Below are 17130 nucleotides of genomic sequence, written 5' to 3'. Positions count from 1 at the left end.
TCGTCGTCCGTCCCTCGGGCGTCAGTCGCAGCCGCAGCCGGGGGCGGCCGTGGCCGGCAGCGGCTCCGGGGCACCGATACCCGGCAGCCCCAGCATCACTCCGGCCGGCTTGGCGGCTCCGCCGGCCGTGCGCTTCTCCCAGGCGTCCCCGGCGCGAGTCCGCCGTACGCCCACCGGAGCACCCTCGGCGAGCAGGTGGTGCGGGGCCGCGTAGGTGATCTCCACGGTCACTACATCGCCCGGCCGCACATCCTCGTCCGGCTTGGTGAAGTGGACCAGGCGGTTGTCGGGGGCACGACCGGAAAGGCGGTGGGTGGCGCCGTCCTTGCGGCCCTCGCCCTCCGCGACCATGATCTCCAGCGTCCGGCCGACCTGCTTCTTGTTCTCCTCCCAGGAGATCTCCTCCTGGAGGGCGGACAGGCGCATGTACCGCTCCTGGACGACCTCCTTGGGAATCTGCCCGTCCATCTCGGCGGCCGGGGTTCCGGGACGCTTGGAGTACTGGAAGGTGAAGGCGTTGGCGAAGCGCGCCTCGCGGACCGCGTGCATGGTCTGCTCGAAGTCCTCCTCGGTCTCGCCGGGGAAGCCCACGATGATGTCTGTGGAGATGGCGGCGTCCGGCATCGCGGCGCGCACCTTCTCGATGATGCCGAGGAAACGCTCCTGGCGGTACGAGCGCCGCATCGCCTTGAGGATGGTGTCCGAACCCGACTGCATCGGCATGTGCAGCTGGGGCATCACATTGTGCGTCTCGGCCATCGCCGCGATCACGTCGTCCGTGAAGTCGCGGGGATGCGGCGAGGTGAAACGGACCCGCTCCAGGCCCTCGATCTTCCCGCAGGCGCGCAGCAGCTTGGAGAATGCCTCGCGGTCGCCGATGTCGGAGCCGTACGCGTTCACGTTCTGGCCGAGCAGGGTGATCTCCGAGACGCCCTCGGCGACCAGTGCCTCGATCTCGGCGAGGATGTCGCCGGTGCGGCGGTCCTTCTCCTTGCCGCGCAGCGCCGGGACGATGCAGAAGGTGCAGGTGTTGTTGCAGCCGACGGAGATGGAGACCCACGCCGCGTAGGCGGACTCACGGCGGGTGGGCAGCGTGGAGGGGAAGGCCTCCAGGGATTCGGCGATCTCGATCTGCGCCTCCTCCTGGACACGGGCGCGCTCCAGCAGCACTGGCAGCTTGCCGATGTTGTGCGTGCCGAAGACGACGTCCACCCAGGGGGCCCGCCGGACGATGGTGTCGCGGTCCTTCTGCGCCAGGCAGCCGCCGACGGCGATCTGCATGCCGGGGCGCCTGGTCTTCATAGGGGCGAGCCGGCCGAGGTTGCCGTAGAGCTTGTTGTCGGCGTTCTCCCGGACCGCGCAGGTGTTGAAGACGACGACGTCGGCGTCGCCGTCGGAGCCCTCGGCGGCACGTACGTAACCCGCGTCCTCCAGCAGTCCCGACAGCCGCTCGGAGTCGTGGACGTTCATCTGGCACCCGTAGGTGCGCACCTCGTACGTTTTCAAACCGTCCACTACTCCACCAGCCACGTCGTTGCCGCTCACCCGTCCAGGGTAAGGGCTCCGGCCCGGTCGCGATGCTGATCACCCCCGGGGCCCGGCCCTGGTCATCGCCGGGACGGGCTGGCAGGATCGCCGCCATGCTCCAGGCACTGTCCCGTATCGGCCGGCGGCGCACCCTCCAGGCGTGCGCGGCCCTCGTCGTCGTGCTCGGGCTGCTGCTGTGGTGGCTGCTCCCGCTCGGGAAACCGGCGCCGAGCGGCACGCTGACCTTCAGCACCGGTGTGCGCAGCGGCGTCTACCAGCGCTACGGCGAGCGGCTCCGGGGAGATCTGGCCAAGGATCTGCCGAAGGTGTCGATACAGCTGCAGACCAGTGAGGGCTCGCAGCAGAACATCGCCCGGGTGGCGACCGGCGAGGCCGACTTCACCATCGCCACCACCGACGCCCTCGCCACCTATCTGCGCAGCGGCGGGCCCGGCGCCGACCGGCTGCGGGGCTGTGTGCGGTTGTACGACGACTACATCCAGCTGGTCGTACCCCGCAACTCGGAGGTACGGAAGGTCTCGGACCTGCTCGGCAAGCGCGTCGGGGTGGGCCAGCCGGGGTCGGGCGTGCGGCTGGTCGCCGACCGGCTGATGGCGGCCGCCGGTCTCGATCCCACCGACGATGTGACGCCGGTCCCCAACGGCATCGACACCATGCCGAAGGAACTGGAGAACGGCCGGATCGACGCCTTCTTCTGGTCCGGCGGACTGCCCACCTCCGCCGTGCAGGAACTGTCGGACCGGTTCGCGATCCGGCTGGTGCCGCTGGAGGCCCCGCTGATCAAGGAGCTTCAGGCCGCGGGCGGCTCCGCCCGCTACTACCGCTCGGCCGTGATGCCCGCCGACGCCTACCGCAGCGCCCAGCAGGGGCAGGCCGTGCCGACGGTGGCGGTCGCCAATGTGCTGGTGACCACGGACCGTACGGATCCGGCGATGACCGAGGCGTTCACCCGGACCGTGATCGACAGCCGGGACCGGATCGGGCGCGAGGTGCACGCCGCCCAGCTGGTGGATCTGCGTACGGCTATCTACACCGATCCCCTGCCGCTGCACGAAGGGGCCAGGCGCTACTACCGCTCGGTCAAACCCTGATCGCCGGGCCGCTCCCCTTCCCGCCCCGCTCAGAGCCTGTCGGGTGACCTTCGATCGGAGGTCGCCCGACAGTCCATCAGCCCTGCGGGTTGTCGCGCGGCACCGACACCGTCACCCGCAGCCCGTGCGGCTCATGGGCGGCATAGCGGAGGGAGCCGCCCCCCGCGGCCAGGAGGGCCTGGGCGATGGAGAGCCCGAGGCCGGAACCCTGCACGTTCTGGTGACGGGTGCTGCGCCAGAAGCGGTCGCCGACGCGTTCCATCTCCTGTGCGGTGAGGCCCGGTCCGCGGTCGGCGACGACAACGGTGACGTCGGCGCGGCCGGAGGCGACCGTGACGTGGACCTCCTCGTCGGCGGGCGTGAACTTCAGGGCGTTGTCGATGATGGCGTCGAGGGCGCTCGACAGCGCGATGGGCTCCGCCCAGGCCGTCACGGCGGCTGAGCCGTCCGCCCTGAGCGCCACCCCCTTCTCCTCGGCCACCGGCCGCCAGGAGGCCACACGTTCCGCGGTGAGGGCGCCTATGTCCGTGAGCTGCAGGTCGGCCCCGGCGTGCTCGGCCAGCGCCAGGTCGAGCAGGTCGTCCAGGACCTGTGCGAGGCGCTTGCCCTCCGTGCGCACCGAGGCGATCTCCTCGTTGCCCTCGGGGAGTTCGAGCGCGAGGAGCTCGATGCGAAGCAGCAGAGCGGCAAGGGGGTTGCGCAGCTGGTGCGAGGCGTCGGCGACGAAGGCGCGCTGCTGCTCCAGCACGTCCTCGACGTTGTCGGCCATCTCGTTGAACGAGCGGGCCAGGCGCCTGAGTTCCGGCGGTCCTCCGGAGGCCGCGACCCGGGATCGCATCCGGCCGCTGGCGATGTCGTGGGTGGCCGCGTCCAGGGTCCGTACGGGCAGCAGCACCCAGCCGGTGAGCCGGATCGCGGCGCCGACCGCCACCAGCATCGCGACCACTTCGCCGGCCGCGATGAGCAGCCAGCCGCGCAGCGTGCGCGCGCGCATCTCGGTGGTGGGTGAGTCGATGACCACGACGGCGACCACATCGCCGTCCCGTACGACGGGCGAGGCGACGACGACCCTGCCCCGCTGCCAGGGCCAGACCTGCGGCGGATCGTGGCTGCGACGCCCGAGGAGCGCCTCCTTGAAGGCCTCCCTCCCCTCCCCCTCGATCGGCAGCTGCCAGGTGGCCGGGGCCTTCGCCATGGCGCTGTCATCCCGGTAGAAGACACCGGCGCGGATGCCGTACACCGAGGCGTAGGTGTCCAGTTCGCTGCGCAGGATGCGGCGGCGCTCGTCGTAACCGGGGGTCCGTTCGGCGATGAACTGGGCGAGCGCGGCGAAGCGTGCCGTGTCGTCGATGCGGTCGATGACGACGCGCTGCTGCTGGGCACCGGCCACGCTGACGGCCAGCGGGAAGCCGAGGGCGAGCAGCACGCTCGCCATGAGGATGATGAGCAGCGGAAGCAGCCGGGTGCGCACCTGGGACGTACGCCTCTACGCGGACGGGGCGACGAGGCGGTAGCCGACCCCGCGCACCGTCTCGATCAGTGCGGGCAGCCGCAGTTTGGAACGCAGGGACGCGACGTGCACTTCGAGTGTGCGCCCCGTTCCCTCCCAACTCGTACGCCACACCTCACTGATGATCTGCTCCCGGCGGAAGACCACCCCGGGGCGCTGGGCGAGCAGCGCGAGCAGGTCGAACTCCTTGCGGGTGAGCTGGACTTCGCAGCCGTCGACGGAGACCCGGCGGGTCGGCAGCTCGATCCGGACGTGTCCGAGCCGAAGGGCGGCGACGGGTGTGGGCACGGTGTCGTCGCCGGCCGGTTTGCGGCGGCTGACGGCATGGATACGGGCGAGGAGCTCGCCGGTGTCGTACGGCTTGACCACGTAGTCGTCGGCCCCGAGATTGAGGCCGTGGATCCGCGACCGGACATCGGCGCGCGCGGTCACCATGATCACCGGGGTGGAGGTGCGCTTGCGGATCTTCCCGCACACCTCGTAGCCGTCCTGGTCGGGCAGGCCGAGGTCGAGGAGCACGACACCGAAGGGCTCCGTGTCCGCGGGCAGCAGCGCCTGCAGCGCCTCCTCGCCGCTGCGGGCGTGCACGACCCGGAAGCCGTGCCGGGCGAGGACCGCGGAGAGGGCGGCCGCGACGTGGTTGTCGTCCTCGACGAGCAGCAGTCTCATGCCCTCCCCTTTCCGATGGTGCGATGCCGGTTCCCGGGGACGGGGTGCCGGTGCGGTCTCCTGTACGCCTTCGTACACCTCTCGTCACTTCCCCGTACCGAGGTGTTTCACGTCATGGCGTACCAGGGCATCCACTCCGATGACCGGTACGTCAGTCAAGGGCCCGCCCCTCGCATCGAGCCATCCGTTATGCACCCGGTACGCCCGGGGCGCACCGCCTGCCGCCCTGTTCACACGGTGTGTCCGGGTGCCGCCGGATCGTTATCCTCAATTCTCCCTCAGATGTGATGACGCTGATCCCACCGCGCCCTAGGGTCCTTCCCAACCGAGGAGGACGGAGCAAGAAGCCGATGAGCGGAGTTTCAGTGACCAAGGGCGCCGAGGACGCCGCACCTGCGGCGAACGACCTTGTCGTACTGAGCAACGTCAACAAGCACTTCGGCGCGCTGCATGTGCTCCAGGACATCGACCTGACCATCGCCCGTGGCGAGGTCGTGGTCGTCATCGGGCCCTCCGGGTCCGGGAAGTCCACGCTGTGCCGCACGATCAACCGCTTGGAGACGATCGACTCGGGCGCCATATCGATCGACGGCAAGCCGCTGCCCGAGGAGGGCAGGGAGCTGGCCAGGCTGCGCGCCGATGTCGGCATGGTCTTCCAGTCGTTCAATCTCTTCGCGCACAAGACGGTGCTCGAAAACGTGATGCTGGGCCAGCTCAAGGTTCGCAAGACGGACAAGAAGGCGGCCGAGGACAAGGCCCGTTCGCTGCTGGACCGGGTGGGCGTGGCGACGCAGGCCGACAAGTACCCCGCCCAGCTCTCCGGCGGCCAGCAGCAACGCGTAGCCATCGCACGGGCGTTGGCGATGGACCCGAAGGTGATCCTCTTCGACGAGCCGACCTCCGCGCTCGACCCGGAGATGATCAACGAGGTGCTGGACGTCATGCAGCAGCTAGCCCGGGACGGCATGACGATGGTCGTCGTCACCCATGAGATGGGCTTCGCGCGCTCGGCCGCGAACCGCGTCGTCTTCATGGCGGACGGAAAGATCGTCGAAGAGGCCACGCCCGACCAGTTCTTCAGCAACCCGCGCAGCGACCGGGCCAAGGACTTCCTGTCGAAGATCCTTCACCACTGATGACAACGACCCACGGCATAAGGAAACAAATCACATGAAGCTCCGCAAGTCGGCCGCCGTTGCGGCCATCGCCGTGCTCGCCCTGACCGCGACCGCCTGTGGTGGCAAGGAGGGCTCGGCCGGCGACAAGCCGTCCGGAACCAAGCCCGGTGCGTCTGACGCCCCCAAGCTGCCGACATACACCGTCGCGACGGGCGTCGACCTGGACTCGCCGACCTTCAAGGAGGCGAAGAAGCGCGGCAAGCTGGTCATCGGCGCCAAGGCCGACCAGCCGTACCTGGGCTTCGAGGACCAGTCGACGAAGGAGCGCTCCGGCTTCGACATCGAGATCGCCAAAATGATCGCCGCCGACCTTGGCTTCTCCGAGAAGCAGATCGAGTGGAAGACCGTGGACTCCGGCATTCGTGAGACGGCGATCTCCAGGGGCCAGGTCGACTACTTCGTCGGTACTTACACAATCAACGACGAGCGCAAGAAGCAGGTCGGCTTTGCCGGCCCGTACTACAAGGCAGGCGCCGACCTGCTTGTGCGCAAGGACGACACGTCCATCACCGGCAAGGACGCCGTGAAGGGCAAGAAGGTCTGCTCCATCGTCGGCTCCACGCCGCTCCAGGAGATCAAGAAGCCCGAGTACGGCGCGAAGGTTGTCGAACTGGCCAAGTACTCCGACTGCGTACAGCAGTTGCTGACCAAGCAGATCGACGCGGTTACCACCGACGACTCGATCCTGAAGGGCTATGCCGCGCAGAACCCCGGCAAGCTCAAGGTCGTCGGCAAGCCCTTCACGGAGGAGCCGTACGGTGTGGGCCTCAACAAGGACGACAAGGTGCTGCGCAACGCCATCGACGACTCGCTGAAGAAGCACATCGCCGATGGGACGTACCAGAAGATCTACGAGGCGACCCTGGGTCTGTCCGGCTCGAAGTACGCCGCTCCGCCGGCCATCGACCGTTACTGACGTCGCCAGTTGACTTACGTGTCCCGTACGCGGTTCCGCCTCCCGGAGCGCGTACGGGATACCCCTCCTTCCCTGCCCCGATGCCGCTGACCGCCGACGCGGAGATCTCATGAATGTACTGCTCGACAATTTCCCAGAGTTCCGCGACGGCTTCATAGGAACCGTGTCGATCACCGCCGTCAGCTCGGTCATCGCGCTGGTCCTCGGTGTCCTCATTGCCGGATTCAGGGTCTCGCCGGTGCCGCCGCTACGGATCTTCGGCACCGCGTGGGTGACGCTGCTGCGCAACACCCCTCTGACTCTCCTCTTCCTGGTCTCCTTCTTCGTCGTACCGGAGATCTTCTTCCCTGGCATGAGCCCGTTCCTGCTCGGCTCGCTGGCACTCGGCTTCTACACCTCGTCGTTCGTGTGTGAAGCAGTCCGCTCAGGCATCAACACCGTCCCGCTGGGCCAGGCAGAGGCCGCCCGTTCCATCGGTATGACGTTCTCCCAGACGCTGAGGATCGTGGTGCTGCCGCAGGCCACGCGGACCGTCATTCCTCCGCTGAGCAGCATTTTCATCGCACTCACCAAGAACTCGGCGATCGCCGGCGCCTTCAGTGTCACGGAGCTGTTCGGCTGGCAGAAGCTCATGAGTGACCGCGGTTATGCCATCACTCCTGTCTTCATCTGGGTGGCCCTCGGCTACCTGGTCGTCACCTTTGCCATCAGCGGCCTCTTCTGGACGGTCGAACGTCGCATGGAGGTCGCCCGATGAGTGCCAGCGTGCTCTACGACACACCAGGCCCGAAGGCCGCCGTACGCAACCGGCTCTACGCGGTCGTCGGATTCATCGCCATCCTGGCGTTGCTCGCGCTCAGCTTCGTGCGGTTGTCCGACAAGGGGCATCTGGCCCCTGAGATGTGGGACATCTTCAACTACGCGGGTATCCGGCAGAACATCGCCGACGCTGTACTCGCCACTCTGAAGGCCTTCGGTCTGGCCGCACTCGGCTCACTGATCCTTGGCGCGGTCCTCGCCGTGGGCCGCCTCTCGGACCACAAGCCGGTCCGCTGGCTGGCCACCGCCTTCATCGAGCTGTTCCGCTCGATCCCGCTGCTGATCACCATCTACGCGATCTGGGTCGGCTTCCTCACCGACTACTCGATGTGGGCGCTCGCGCTCGGATTGTCGGTCTACAACGGCTGCGTCCAGGCCGAGGTGTTGCGTGCCGGCATCAACTCGGTGCCCAAGGGGCAAAGCGAAGCAGCGTACGCCCTGGGTATGACCAAGACCCAGGTCATGGTCAGCGTGCTAATTCCGCAGGCCGTCCGCGCGATGCTGCCGACGATCATCAGCCAGCTCGTGGTGACCCTCAAGGACACCTCGCTGGGCTTCATCATCCTGTACCCGGAGCTGCTTCAGACCGCCCGTCTGATCGCCTCCAACACGCAGGTGAACGGGCAGTACCCGTACGTCTCGACCATCATCGTCATCGGCGCCATCTACATCGGCATGTGCCTCCTGCTCTCGGCACTCGCCACCTGGATCGAGAAGAGCGGGCGGCGTACCAAGACTGGCATCGCAGCGACCGTAACCACCGAGCCAAGCGAAGCTCCTGATCGTTCTCGCTGATTCCGGTCCGGTGAGCTCGCATATGGATAGCGGCACGGTGGATCCTGACAGCCACCGAGAGACCAAGACAAGCCGATTGGCTTTAGCCTCAATACCAGTGACTTAAGGATTTTGACTGGTAGTGTGGCATCCAGGAGGCGCCTGGATGCCACGCTCTGGGTAGGTCAAGCCGGAGACGGATGAGCGGTTGCCGGACCGGATCGCGGTCGGGCTGCTGACACGCACGTTTCCGCCGGAGCTGGTGGACCGGGTGGTCGCCGAGTGCGGCCGTTCTGGCCTGCGCACTCGGCTGCTGCCGCCGCGGGTGGCGGTCTATTTCGTGCTGGCGATGTGCCTGTTCTCGGGGCAGGGCTATGAGGAGGTCGCGCGGCTGCTCACGCAGGGCCTGACCTGGGCGAAGCGTTGGTCGGGCTCGTGGCAGGTGCCGAGTACGGCGACGATCTCGCGGGCGCGGGTGAAGCTGGGGCCGGAGCCTTTGAAGGCCCGGCCGTTGGCGACCGAGGAGAGCCGGGACGCCCGGTATGGGCGGTGGCGGCTGGTGGCGATCGACGGCACGGTCTTCGAGTACCGGGCAGCGAGCAGAACGCCGCGTACTTCGGGCGGCCGAAGACCCATCGCACCGAGCGGTGCGCGTATCCGCAGGTGCGGATGGTGGCGCTGGCCGAGTGTGGCACCCACGCCATCACCGCCGCCGCCCTGGGGCCGCTGTCGTCCTCCGAACCGCCCCTGGCTCGTGGGCTGTTCGGCCATCTCGGCGAGGGGGATCTGCTGCTGGCCGACCGCGGGTTCACCGGGGTGGAGCTGTGGCAGGCGGCCTCCGCCGGCGGCGCGGACCTGCTGTGGCGGATCCGCTCGCATCAGATCCTGCCGGTGCACGAGGAACTTCCCGACGGCTCATACCTGTCGGAGATCGTCGTCGCGAAGGACCGTAAGCGCGCCGACCCCACGACCGTGCGGGTCGTCGAGTACACACTTCACGGCACAGGCTTTCCCGAACAGGACGCCCCCTACCGGCTGATCACCACGATCCTCGACCCCGAGGCCGCCCCGGCCGCCGACCTGGCCGCCCTCTATCACGAGCGGTGGGAGATCGAGACCACGCTGGACGAGCTGAAGACCCACCAGCGCGGTCCCGCCCAGGTCCTGCGCTCCCGCTCGCCCGACGGCGTCGAGCAGGAAGTCTGGGGCCACCTGCTGCTCCACTACGCCATTCGCAGCCTGATGCACGACAGCGCAGACGCCGCCCAACTCGACGCCGACCGGCTCTCCTTCACTCGCAGCCTCCGCCTCGCCCGCCGCCAGGTCACCGCGCAGGCGGCCTTTTCCCCCTGACCGCCTGGCCACAGCCCTCGGCGAAGGTCTGCGGGAGATAGCCCGACACCTGCTGCCCGCCCGCCGCAGACGCTTCAACCCCCGCGTCATCAAACGCAAGATGTCCGGCTTCGGCGTCAAACGCGACGAACACCGACACCCTCCGCAACCCGACCGGAGCCCGGCCGAGGCCGTCGCCATCGCCCCGCACTGGCGCACAGCCTCAATCAACCCACCAACGAAGATCCCACGAAGCTGGGACTGAGGTTCCCCCGCTGTGTGGGAGGTGCTGATTAGCTGGTCAGGGCGGGTTGACGGGGGTTCAGGTTCGCTTGTTCGGCCGTTGCCTGGTTGGCGTAGTGCTTCTCCTCGAACTCGACGGGGCTGAGGTAGCCGAGTCGTTTCTGGATGCGCCGGGATCCTGGACGGCACCCTGCCGCCGATCGACCGGATCGCCACCGACACCCCGTACTACTCGGGCAAACACAAGCGGCACGGCATGAACGTGCAGGTCCTCACCGACCCGTTCGGTCGACTGCTCTGGGCTTCCCCGGCCCTGCCCGGAGCCACCCACGACCTGACGGCCGCCCGAAGCCACGGGATCGTCGACGCGCTCGCCGCCGCGGGACTGAAACGCTGGGCGGACAAGGCGTACCAAGGCGCCGGCCAGGACATCCGAGTCCCTTTCCGGGGCCGTCGGCTCAAGCGCTGGAAGCGACGGCACAACAGCAGCCACGCCAAGATCCGGTGCGTCGGCGGGCAGGTCATGGCCGTTCTGAAGGGCTGACGCCTACTGCAGATGCTCCGCTGCAGCACCAACCGGATCACCGACATTGTGAAGGCCGCCCTCGTCCTTCGCTGTGCCTCAACATGAGGTTGGAAAAGGCTCACTGTCCGACGAGGACCGGAAAGGACAGAACCAGCACACCTCCGGGTGCAGTGGAACCCCGGCGCAGCCGCAGCGTCACGCGAAGGACCCACCCTGCGAACACGGCGGACAAACAGGGCGAACGGCCAGGTTCGTCAAGCAATCACAGCCGCTGAAGAATCGAGGTTAATCCACGATCGTCAGGCTGTGTCATCGCCCTGGGCTGTGACCACAGCAAACTGTGCGAGAAATCTCGCCATCTTGCGACCGAATCGGTTCTTCCGGATTCAAGATTGCAGGCATCGGAACTGGATCTTCCAATTATTTCAAGGGTCTACGCTACGATTTGTTCGCTTTTTTTGAGCTCCGGTAGCGCGATGCTCAAGTATCCGTCAAAAAGATGGCTCTTGCTCGACTTCATGGGGTGTGGCATTGTCATGGCCGCACCGAGGGTGGAAGGCACTCTCGGCGCAGGGGAAGCGTGACATTCAAACGGATACTGCACCCCTGCCACCCTGTTGGTGCGCGACTAAGAGTTTAGCGATTGAAAGGTGAAGAAGTTGTTGAAGGGTGCTCGCATTCGGCGGACCGTCACCACCTCGGCACTTGGAATGCTTCTGACCAGTCTTTTCTCGATCGGCGCCGGGGCGACCGCATCGGCATCCGATATCGGCATCATGGCGCGGCCTACCGGTTGCAGCTTTCAGGTCGCCGGAGCCTGGGGATCAATCGCCACTTGCGACAACGACAACGGCGGCTCCTACCGGGCCATCGTCCTCTGCAAGGACCCAAAGACCGGAAAGCTGTACGACTACTATGGAGGGTGGGTGCGGAACGGATTGTCCATTGCCTACTGCAACGGGACTACCACGTCCAGTAGTGCGGGAATCGAAACTCGAGTCTAAACAACGGCTGGATCGACGAGAATGGAATCGACAGTAATGAAGAAGTCATGCGCCGCTCTATTCACTGCCGTTGCGATAGCGACCTTCGGATTTCAAGGAACAGCCGCTGCGGCTGCAACGGGTTGGCCAACCGGATGCCACTACGGCAGGTATAGCGCTGATCCTACCGCTGCGGTGGCCTCTTGCGATAACAGCAATGGAGGAAGCTACAAGGCGACCGTGATATGTGGTGCCTTGGACGGCGGCCCCGACGTCAATCGCTCTCCGACGGTCTGGAAGACCAGCGGAGATTCCGTGGTCTTTTGCCCGCCGTACACCTTTTTCAAGTCTGCTGGAATCTGGACAAGATCCACCCACTAACATCGATCTTTAGTGACGGCCCGTCGGATTTCTTCGGCGGGCCGTCTTCGTTGTTCGCGCAGATCGCTCGGCTGTCGCGTCGGGACCCACGCATCCGGTTGGAACTGAGGTTCCCCCGCGGTGCGGGAGGTGCTGATCAGCTGGTCAGGACGGGTTGACGGGGTTCGCGAGCTGGCTGGAGCGGCGGCTCCGGCGCACCAAGAAGAGCACAGGTGTGGTCATCGGGGCCGGACCCGGGGGCGGTCTGGAGACCATCGGTGAGCCGGCGCTCGTCGTCGATGACGGACGCGCCGTCTGACGGCTCGTCGACCTGCGTCCCGGAGGGGCGGTGGCACATCCGCCACCGCCCCTCTTCGCCTTCCGGTGTCGCTTGACGCAGGCACCGGCAGTAGGTTGCATACGTTCTGTGATCGCGCCCCCAGCTCCCGCCGCCACACATACTCCGCCGCCTACCCCTCTTTCGAGCCTTCGGCTCCTTTCGTCCGCGTCCTCGGCGTCGTTCGCACGGATCCGAGGAGCCGCCCCGTGGACCCGGTGATCGTCGTCGGCGCCGGGCCCGTCGGCCTGACGCTGTCGCTCGCCCTCGCGGCACAGGGCGTCCCCTCCGTCCTTCTCGACGAGGACCCGGCCAAGGACGAGACCCGTCCGGCCCGCACGGTGGTGCTGCGCGAGGACACCGCGGCCCTGGTGGAACGGCTCGGCTGCAAGGCACTCCACCACGAGAGCATCCGGTGGTCCGGCTGGCGGTCCATGCGGCGCAGGCAGCTGGTGCGCGAGCTGCCGCTCGGCGAGCACTCTCCGGAGGACGATCCGTTGCCGGCTCCCATCCATCTGCCGCAGCACGTCCTGACCCGCGGGCTGCGGGACGCGGTGGCCGCACAGGAGCTGGTGCGGGTGGCTCCCTACAGCCGGATCGACACGCTGGAGCAGGACGCGACCGGGGTCACGGTGCACACCAGGGAGCCGAACGCGACCTGGTGGCACGGGAGTTACCTGGTGGGATGCGACGGCGCCAGGTCCACCGTGCGCAAACTCCTCGACATCCGCTTCCCCGGTCGTACGGCGGTGGAGCGGCATGCCGTCGCGGCGCTGCGCACCGAGCTTCCCTGGCCGGGGCAGGCCGTGCTGCACCGGCTGCCGCCGTGGCGCACCGGGGGCGCCGAGGTGACCGCACGCCCGCTGCCGGACGGCGCCTGGCGGCTGGACTGGCTGCTGCCGCCGCGCGGCGAACTCGTCACTCCGGACGCCCTGATCACCCGGATCCGGGACACCCTGGCGGGCTGGTGCGACGAGACGCCGCCGTACGAACTGCTGGACACGGGCGTGTACACGCTGCACCACCGGCTCGCCCTGCGCTGGCGGGTCGACCGGGCGTTCCTGGCCGGGGACGCCGCCCACCTGCTGGGCGCACTGGGAACCCAGGGGCTCGACGAGGGGCTGCGGGACGCCGAGAACCTGGCCTGGAAGCTGGGCCAGGCCTGGCACCACGGCGCCTCGGACGTACTGCTCGACAGCTACCAGGCGGAGCGCCGGGCGGCCGTCGCCGCGCGGCTGCGCGCCGCGGACCAGTCGCTGCCGATACTGCGCGGCGGCGGAGGTCTGCGGACCCTGGTCCCGGGGAGCGCACGGGGGCACGACTCGCTGCTCACCGACGGACATCTGGGCCGGGGCCCGCTCGGTGCGCCCCCCTCGTACTCGCACTCGCCCCTTGCGCCCCCACGCGCCGAGGCGCACACATCCGTGGATACGCCCCCTGGTGCGCCGGTCGCCGATGTACGGGTGACCGCGCCCGACGGCACGACCGTGCGGCTGCGCGAGCGGCTGGGGCAGGGGCACCTGCTGGTGGTCCTGGTGGCGCCCGGCACGGGGGTGTGGGACCGGCGTCACTGGATGAGCGCGGGTGTCATGCCCCGTCTGGTCGCGGCTGTCGACGCGATGCCGGTGAAGGGCGAACTGCTGGTGACCGAGAGCTATCCGGGGGCGGCGGCCCACACCGTGCTGCTGATCAGGCCGGACGGTCACCTCGTGGCGTCGTTCGGCGGGGTCCGGCCCCGGGAGCTCTTCGCGGCGGCGGACACGGTGCGCGGCGGGCCGGCGCGCGGCTCCGTGCGCTCGGACCGGACTGCGGACATCAATTGACCGACGCGGGCGCGCATGGTGTACTCCCGAACGTGACCGACACCGATGTGCGCCTGTGGCGGAGGGTCCATATGGACCTCGTCCGCTATGCGGGCTGCGTGTGTCGCCCGTCCTGCTGAATCGTCTCTTTCTGCCGCGCCGTGCGCTCCGTCGTACGGCCGGGCATCCACGCGAACTCTCCGGACGGTCTCTGTGTCTGCCCCTTCGTCACCCTCTGTACGCACGCCCGCACCCGCATCCGCTCGTGGTTCCGGTCCGTCGGCGGCGGAGCTGCTCGAATTCGTCCGCCGCGTCGCCGCCGACACCGAGATCGTCGCCTCGCTCCCGCTCGATCCGGAAGGCCGGACCTGGATCCCGCTCGAAGGGCCCGGTGGCAGCGAGGCCTGGCTGATCGGCTGGCCGCCCGGTAGCGGCACCGGCTGGCACGACCACGCCGACTCGATCGGCGCCTTCACCACCGCGTCCGGCACCCTCAAGGAGCTGTCGCTCGCCGCCCGGCTGCCCACCGACGGCTGGAAGACCCTCGAACTCACCGAAGGCATCGACCGTTCCCGGCAGTTGGCCACCGGGCAGGGCAGGGCGTTCGGCCGCCACCATGTCCACGAGGTGCTGAACGAGTCCGGCACCGAGCACGCCGTCTCCGTCCACGCGTACTACCCGCCGCTGCCGCGGATCCGGCGCTACAGCCGTACCGGTGCGGTGCTCCGCCTCGAACAGGTCGAACGACCGGAGGACTGGCAGTGAGCGACAGCCACGAGGGCGGTTCGGGCCCGGTCGGGATCGACGAACTGCTGGAACGGGTCCGGGCCGGGTACGTCCGGGTCGGCCCTCAGGAGGCGATCACCGCCGCCTCGGACGGTGCGCTGCTCGTGGACATACGCTATGCGGAGCTGCGCGAACGGGACGGACTCATTCCGGGGGCGCTCGTCGTCGAGCGCAATGAACTGGAGTGGCGGCTCGATCCACAGGGCAGCCATCGGGCTCCGGAGGCGGTGAGCCACGATCTGCGCATCGTGGTGGTCTGCAACGAGGGCTACGCGTCGAGCCTGGCCGTCGCGTCCCTGCGTCGGCTGGGACTGCACCGGGCGACGGATCTGATCGGCGGATTCCAGGCGTGGCGCGCGGCGGGACTTCCCGTCGAGGCGTGAGGGAGCCACCCGGGGCAGGACATCCCGCCTCGAAGGCGCCACCTCCTGTTCCGTACCTGCCGGACGGGAACGCCCACCACGCGTCCGCGTGCCCGAATGCGGACACCCGGTCCGTATGAGGACGCCCACTCCCGGCACGGGCGGGAGCCCAGGACGGGAACGCCCACTCCCGATCCACATGCGCCCGGACCAGGACTCTCTCACTCCTGATTCGGGGCGCCCGTCCGGTCCGTGGGTGAGCGCTTCGCCGGTCGGCAGGTCTTCCGCTCCGTGTGCCCGGTGACTGCGGGCTCCGTGCTGAGGGGCATCTCTCCCCGCCGCCCTTCGCACCGCTCTCCGGTTCCCGAATCCGCGGCGACACACCCGAACGCCACGCTCCGGTGGAGCAATCTCCGTAACCGACGGACATTCGGCTCAACGCCAAGGACCGACGTGACGGAGCCTCGCACCCATGCCGACGCCCACCCTGACTCCCGACCGGCTCGACGACCGGGTCGCCCGCCTCCACGACACCGCTGCATGGCAGCAGATCGTCACCGGGTGGGATCTCACCGCCGCCGAACCTGTACGCCCCACCTCCCCCGGCACCGCGAATCAGCTGCCGGACCGTCAGCCGGCCGACTGGCGCGACCTGCTGTCCGTACCCGTCGATCAGCTCATCGCCGAATCCGTGCGTGCTCTGCCTGCCGCCGCGCCGCGCGAACGGCCCCTTCCCGGGCGGCTGGGTGCGATCCTCCCCGACCGGGTCCACTCCTGGCGGCGCGTCGGACAGCCAGAGGTACGGCCCTCCACCCACCTCGCCCACGCACGACGGATCCTGACCGAGTGGGGCTGGCAGAACACCCCGTACCGACTCCGCAACGTCCGCGGCGCCCGGTGCGTCTGCGGGGCCATGCTGACCGCGCACCGCCTGGGATACGGCTCGCTCGACACCGTGGACCGGGCCGGCGCCTGGCTCGTCGCCGAGCTCCGCTCACGGGGCTGGACCGGGCTGATCGGGCTGTGGAACCGGCAGCCCGGACGTACGGCCGACGAAGCGCTCGCCCTGATCGATGCCACCATCGAACGCGCCGCGCGCGCCGGGCAGTGACCCGCCCCGCGACAGCACGAACCGCCGGGTCCCGCGGCCGATGAGGGCGTGCGGGGGCCGCGTCGCGGCCCGTGACCGGACGGGGCGCCGTGTCTCAGCGACGGGTGAGCAGCGCTTCGACCAGATCGCGCAGCGGCCCGGTGAGGTCCTGCTCGGTGGCCGATCCGAGCGGCTCCAGCCCCGGAGAGGCGCGCAGCACCGTGATGCCGAAGGCCACGGACAGCACGAGTTGGGCGCGCAGGAGCAGTTGATCGCCGGCGGGGTCGTCGGGCCGCCATCCGGCCGCCGCGGCGAGCCGTTCGCTGAATGTGCGCAGCAGGCCGGTGCGCATCTGCTCGGTGCGCTCGTCGCCGGAGGAGCGCAGCAGCAGGAGAAGGGCGTCTTTGGGGCCGTCCATGGCGAGCACGCCCGCAGTGTGGCTGACGATGATCTCCGGGATCTGTTCCAGGTCGGCCACCGTGCGCGCCGCGTCGACGAGTTCGTCGATGACCGCCTTCAGACAGGCTTCGAAGAGGCCTTCCTTGGACCGGAAGTAGCGGTTGATGAGCGCGACGTTGACACCGGCGTCATCGGCGATGTCGCGCACGGTGGTGGCCGCGTACCCGTCGTACGCGAAGCGGCGGCGGGCCGAGTCGAGCAGGAGCCCACGGGTCCTGGCGCCGGCACCCCGCCGGGATGGCGGCGGGCTGTCGTCCGTCGGCGTCAGGGGCGCGGGACCCGCCTGGGAACTGCTGGCTTTCATGGCTGTCCTCTCTCTGCTCGAACGGTACCGCCCGCGCCGTT

General features: G+C 68.5%; 14 protein-coding genes and 3 pseudogenes. 13 read left to right on the top strand and 4 right to left on the bottom strand.

Annotated elements, in window-relative coordinates; genetic code table 11:
• Window positions 1-21: 21 nt before the first annotated feature.
• Window positions 22-1515 carry a tRNA (N6-isopentenyl adenosine(37)-C2)-methylthiotransferase MiaB gene (miaB, locus tag ABZ826_RS22210; protein ID WP_361450910.1) on the bottom strand — a complete coding sequence of 498 codons (1494 nt, stop codon included), beginning with the start codon at window positions 1513-1515 and terminating at the stop codon, window positions 22-24.
• 125 nt (window positions 1516-1640) lie between these two features.
• On the opposite strand from miaB, the gene ABZ826_RS22205 reads away from it, so the two are divergent.
• Entirely contained in the window at window positions 1641-2639 is a 999-nt protein-coding gene (locus ABZ826_RS22205; RefSeq protein WP_361450818.1) for a TAXI family TRAP transporter solute-binding subunit, read from the top strand.
• A 76-nt stretch (window positions 2640-2715) separates the two neighbouring features.
• On the opposite strand, the gene ABZ826_RS22200 is transcribed toward ABZ826_RS22205, so the two are convergent.
• Window positions 2716-4110 (bottom strand): HAMP domain-containing sensor histidine kinase, encoded by a 1395-nt coding sequence (locus ABZ826_RS22200; protein WP_361450815.1) that lies wholly within the window; start codon window positions 4108-4110, stop codon window positions 2716-2718.
• A 15-nt stretch (window positions 4111-4125) separates the two neighbouring features.
• A complete protein-coding gene (locus ABZ826_RS22195) occupies window positions 4126-4818 on the bottom strand; it encodes a response regulator transcription factor (RefSeq protein WP_361450812.1) in 693 nt (230 codons plus the stop codon).
• Window positions 4819-5168: 350 nt separating this feature from the next.
• On the opposite strand from ABZ826_RS22195, the gene ABZ826_RS22190 reads away from it, so the two are divergent.
• The 12 genes and pseudogenes from ABZ826_RS22190 (at window position 5169) to ABZ826_RS22135 (ending at window position 16347) form a co-directional block, all read left to right on the top strand.
• Complete coding sequence (locus tag ABZ826_RS22190) at window positions 5169-5954, top strand: amino acid ABC transporter ATP-binding protein (protein ID WP_114247035.1); 786 nt, start codon at window positions 5169-5171, stop codon at window positions 5952-5954.
• A gap of 34 nt (window positions 5955-5988) precedes the next feature.
• Window positions 5989-6912: a glutamate ABC transporter substrate-binding protein gene (locus ABZ826_RS22185; RefSeq protein WP_361450809.1), complete on the top strand. Its 924-nt coding sequence runs from the start codon at window positions 5989-5991 to the stop codon at window positions 6910-6912.
• A 109-nt stretch (window positions 6913-7021) separates the two neighbouring features.
• A complete protein-coding gene (locus ABZ826_RS22180; RefSeq protein WP_361450806.1) occupies window positions 7022-7669 on the top strand; it encodes an amino acid ABC transporter permease in 648 nt (215 codons plus the stop codon).
• A complete protein-coding gene (locus ABZ826_RS22175; protein ID WP_361450803.1) occupies window positions 7666-8526 on the top strand; it encodes an amino acid ABC transporter permease in 861 nt (286 codons plus the stop codon). The genes ABZ826_RS22180 and ABZ826_RS22175 overlap by 4 nt, the downstream gene beginning before the upstream one ends.
• A 187-nt stretch (window positions 8527-8713) precedes the next feature.
• A pseudogene (locus tag ABZ826_RS22170) lies at window positions 8714-9858 on the top strand (IS4 family transposase).
• Between the two features lie 397 nt (window positions 9859-10255).
• A pseudogene (locus ABZ826_RS22165) lies at window positions 10256-10711 on the top strand (transposase family protein); the annotation flags it as partial.
• Between the two features lie 1413 nt (window positions 10712-12124).
• A pseudogene (locus ABZ826_RS22160) lies at window positions 12125-12268 on the top strand (amino acid ABC transporter permease); the annotation flags it as partial.
• Window positions 12269-12495: 227 nt separating this feature from the next.
• Complete coding sequence (locus ABZ826_RS22155) at window positions 12496-14109, top strand: FAD-dependent monooxygenase (RefSeq protein ID WP_361450800.1); 1614 nt, start codon at window positions 12496-12498, stop codon at window positions 14107-14109.
• Window positions 14110-14141: 32 nt separating this feature from the next.
• Complete coding sequence (locus tag ABZ826_RS22150; RefSeq protein WP_311605579.1) at window positions 14142-14228, top strand: putative leader peptide; 87 nt, start codon at window positions 14142-14144, stop codon at window positions 14226-14228.
• Between the two features lie 73 nt (window positions 14229-14301).
• Window positions 14302-14853, top strand: a complete 552-nt coding sequence (locus tag ABZ826_RS22145; protein ID WP_361450797.1) for a cysteine dioxygenase — start codon at window positions 14302-14304, stop codon at window positions 14851-14853.
• Entirely contained in the window at window positions 14850-15257 is a 408-nt protein-coding gene (locus ABZ826_RS22140; RefSeq protein WP_361450794.1) for a rhodanese-like domain-containing protein, read from the top strand. The genes ABZ826_RS22145 and ABZ826_RS22140 overlap by 4 nt, the downstream gene beginning before the upstream one ends.
• Before the next feature lie 451 nt (window positions 15258-15708).
• On the top strand, window positions 15709-16347 hold the full coding sequence (locus tag ABZ826_RS22135) for a hypothetical protein (RefSeq protein WP_361450791.1): 639 nt from the start codon (window positions 15709-15711) through the stop codon (window positions 16345-16347).
• 94 nt (window positions 16348-16441) lie between these two features.
• On the opposite strand, the gene ABZ826_RS22130 is transcribed toward ABZ826_RS22135, so the two are convergent.
• Window positions 16442-17089, bottom strand: a complete 648-nt coding sequence (locus tag ABZ826_RS22130; RefSeq protein WP_361450788.1) for a TetR family transcriptional regulator — start codon at window positions 17087-17089, stop codon at window positions 16442-16444.
• Between the last annotated feature and the right edge of the window lie 41 nt (window positions 17090-17130).

The sequence above is a fragment of the Streptomyces sp. NPDC047515 genome (genome assembly GCF_040643055.1).
Lineage (GTDB): Bacteria > Actinomycetota > Actinomycetes > Streptomycetales > Streptomycetaceae > Streptomyces.
This window is presented reverse-complemented; position numbering and strand designations above follow the sequence as displayed.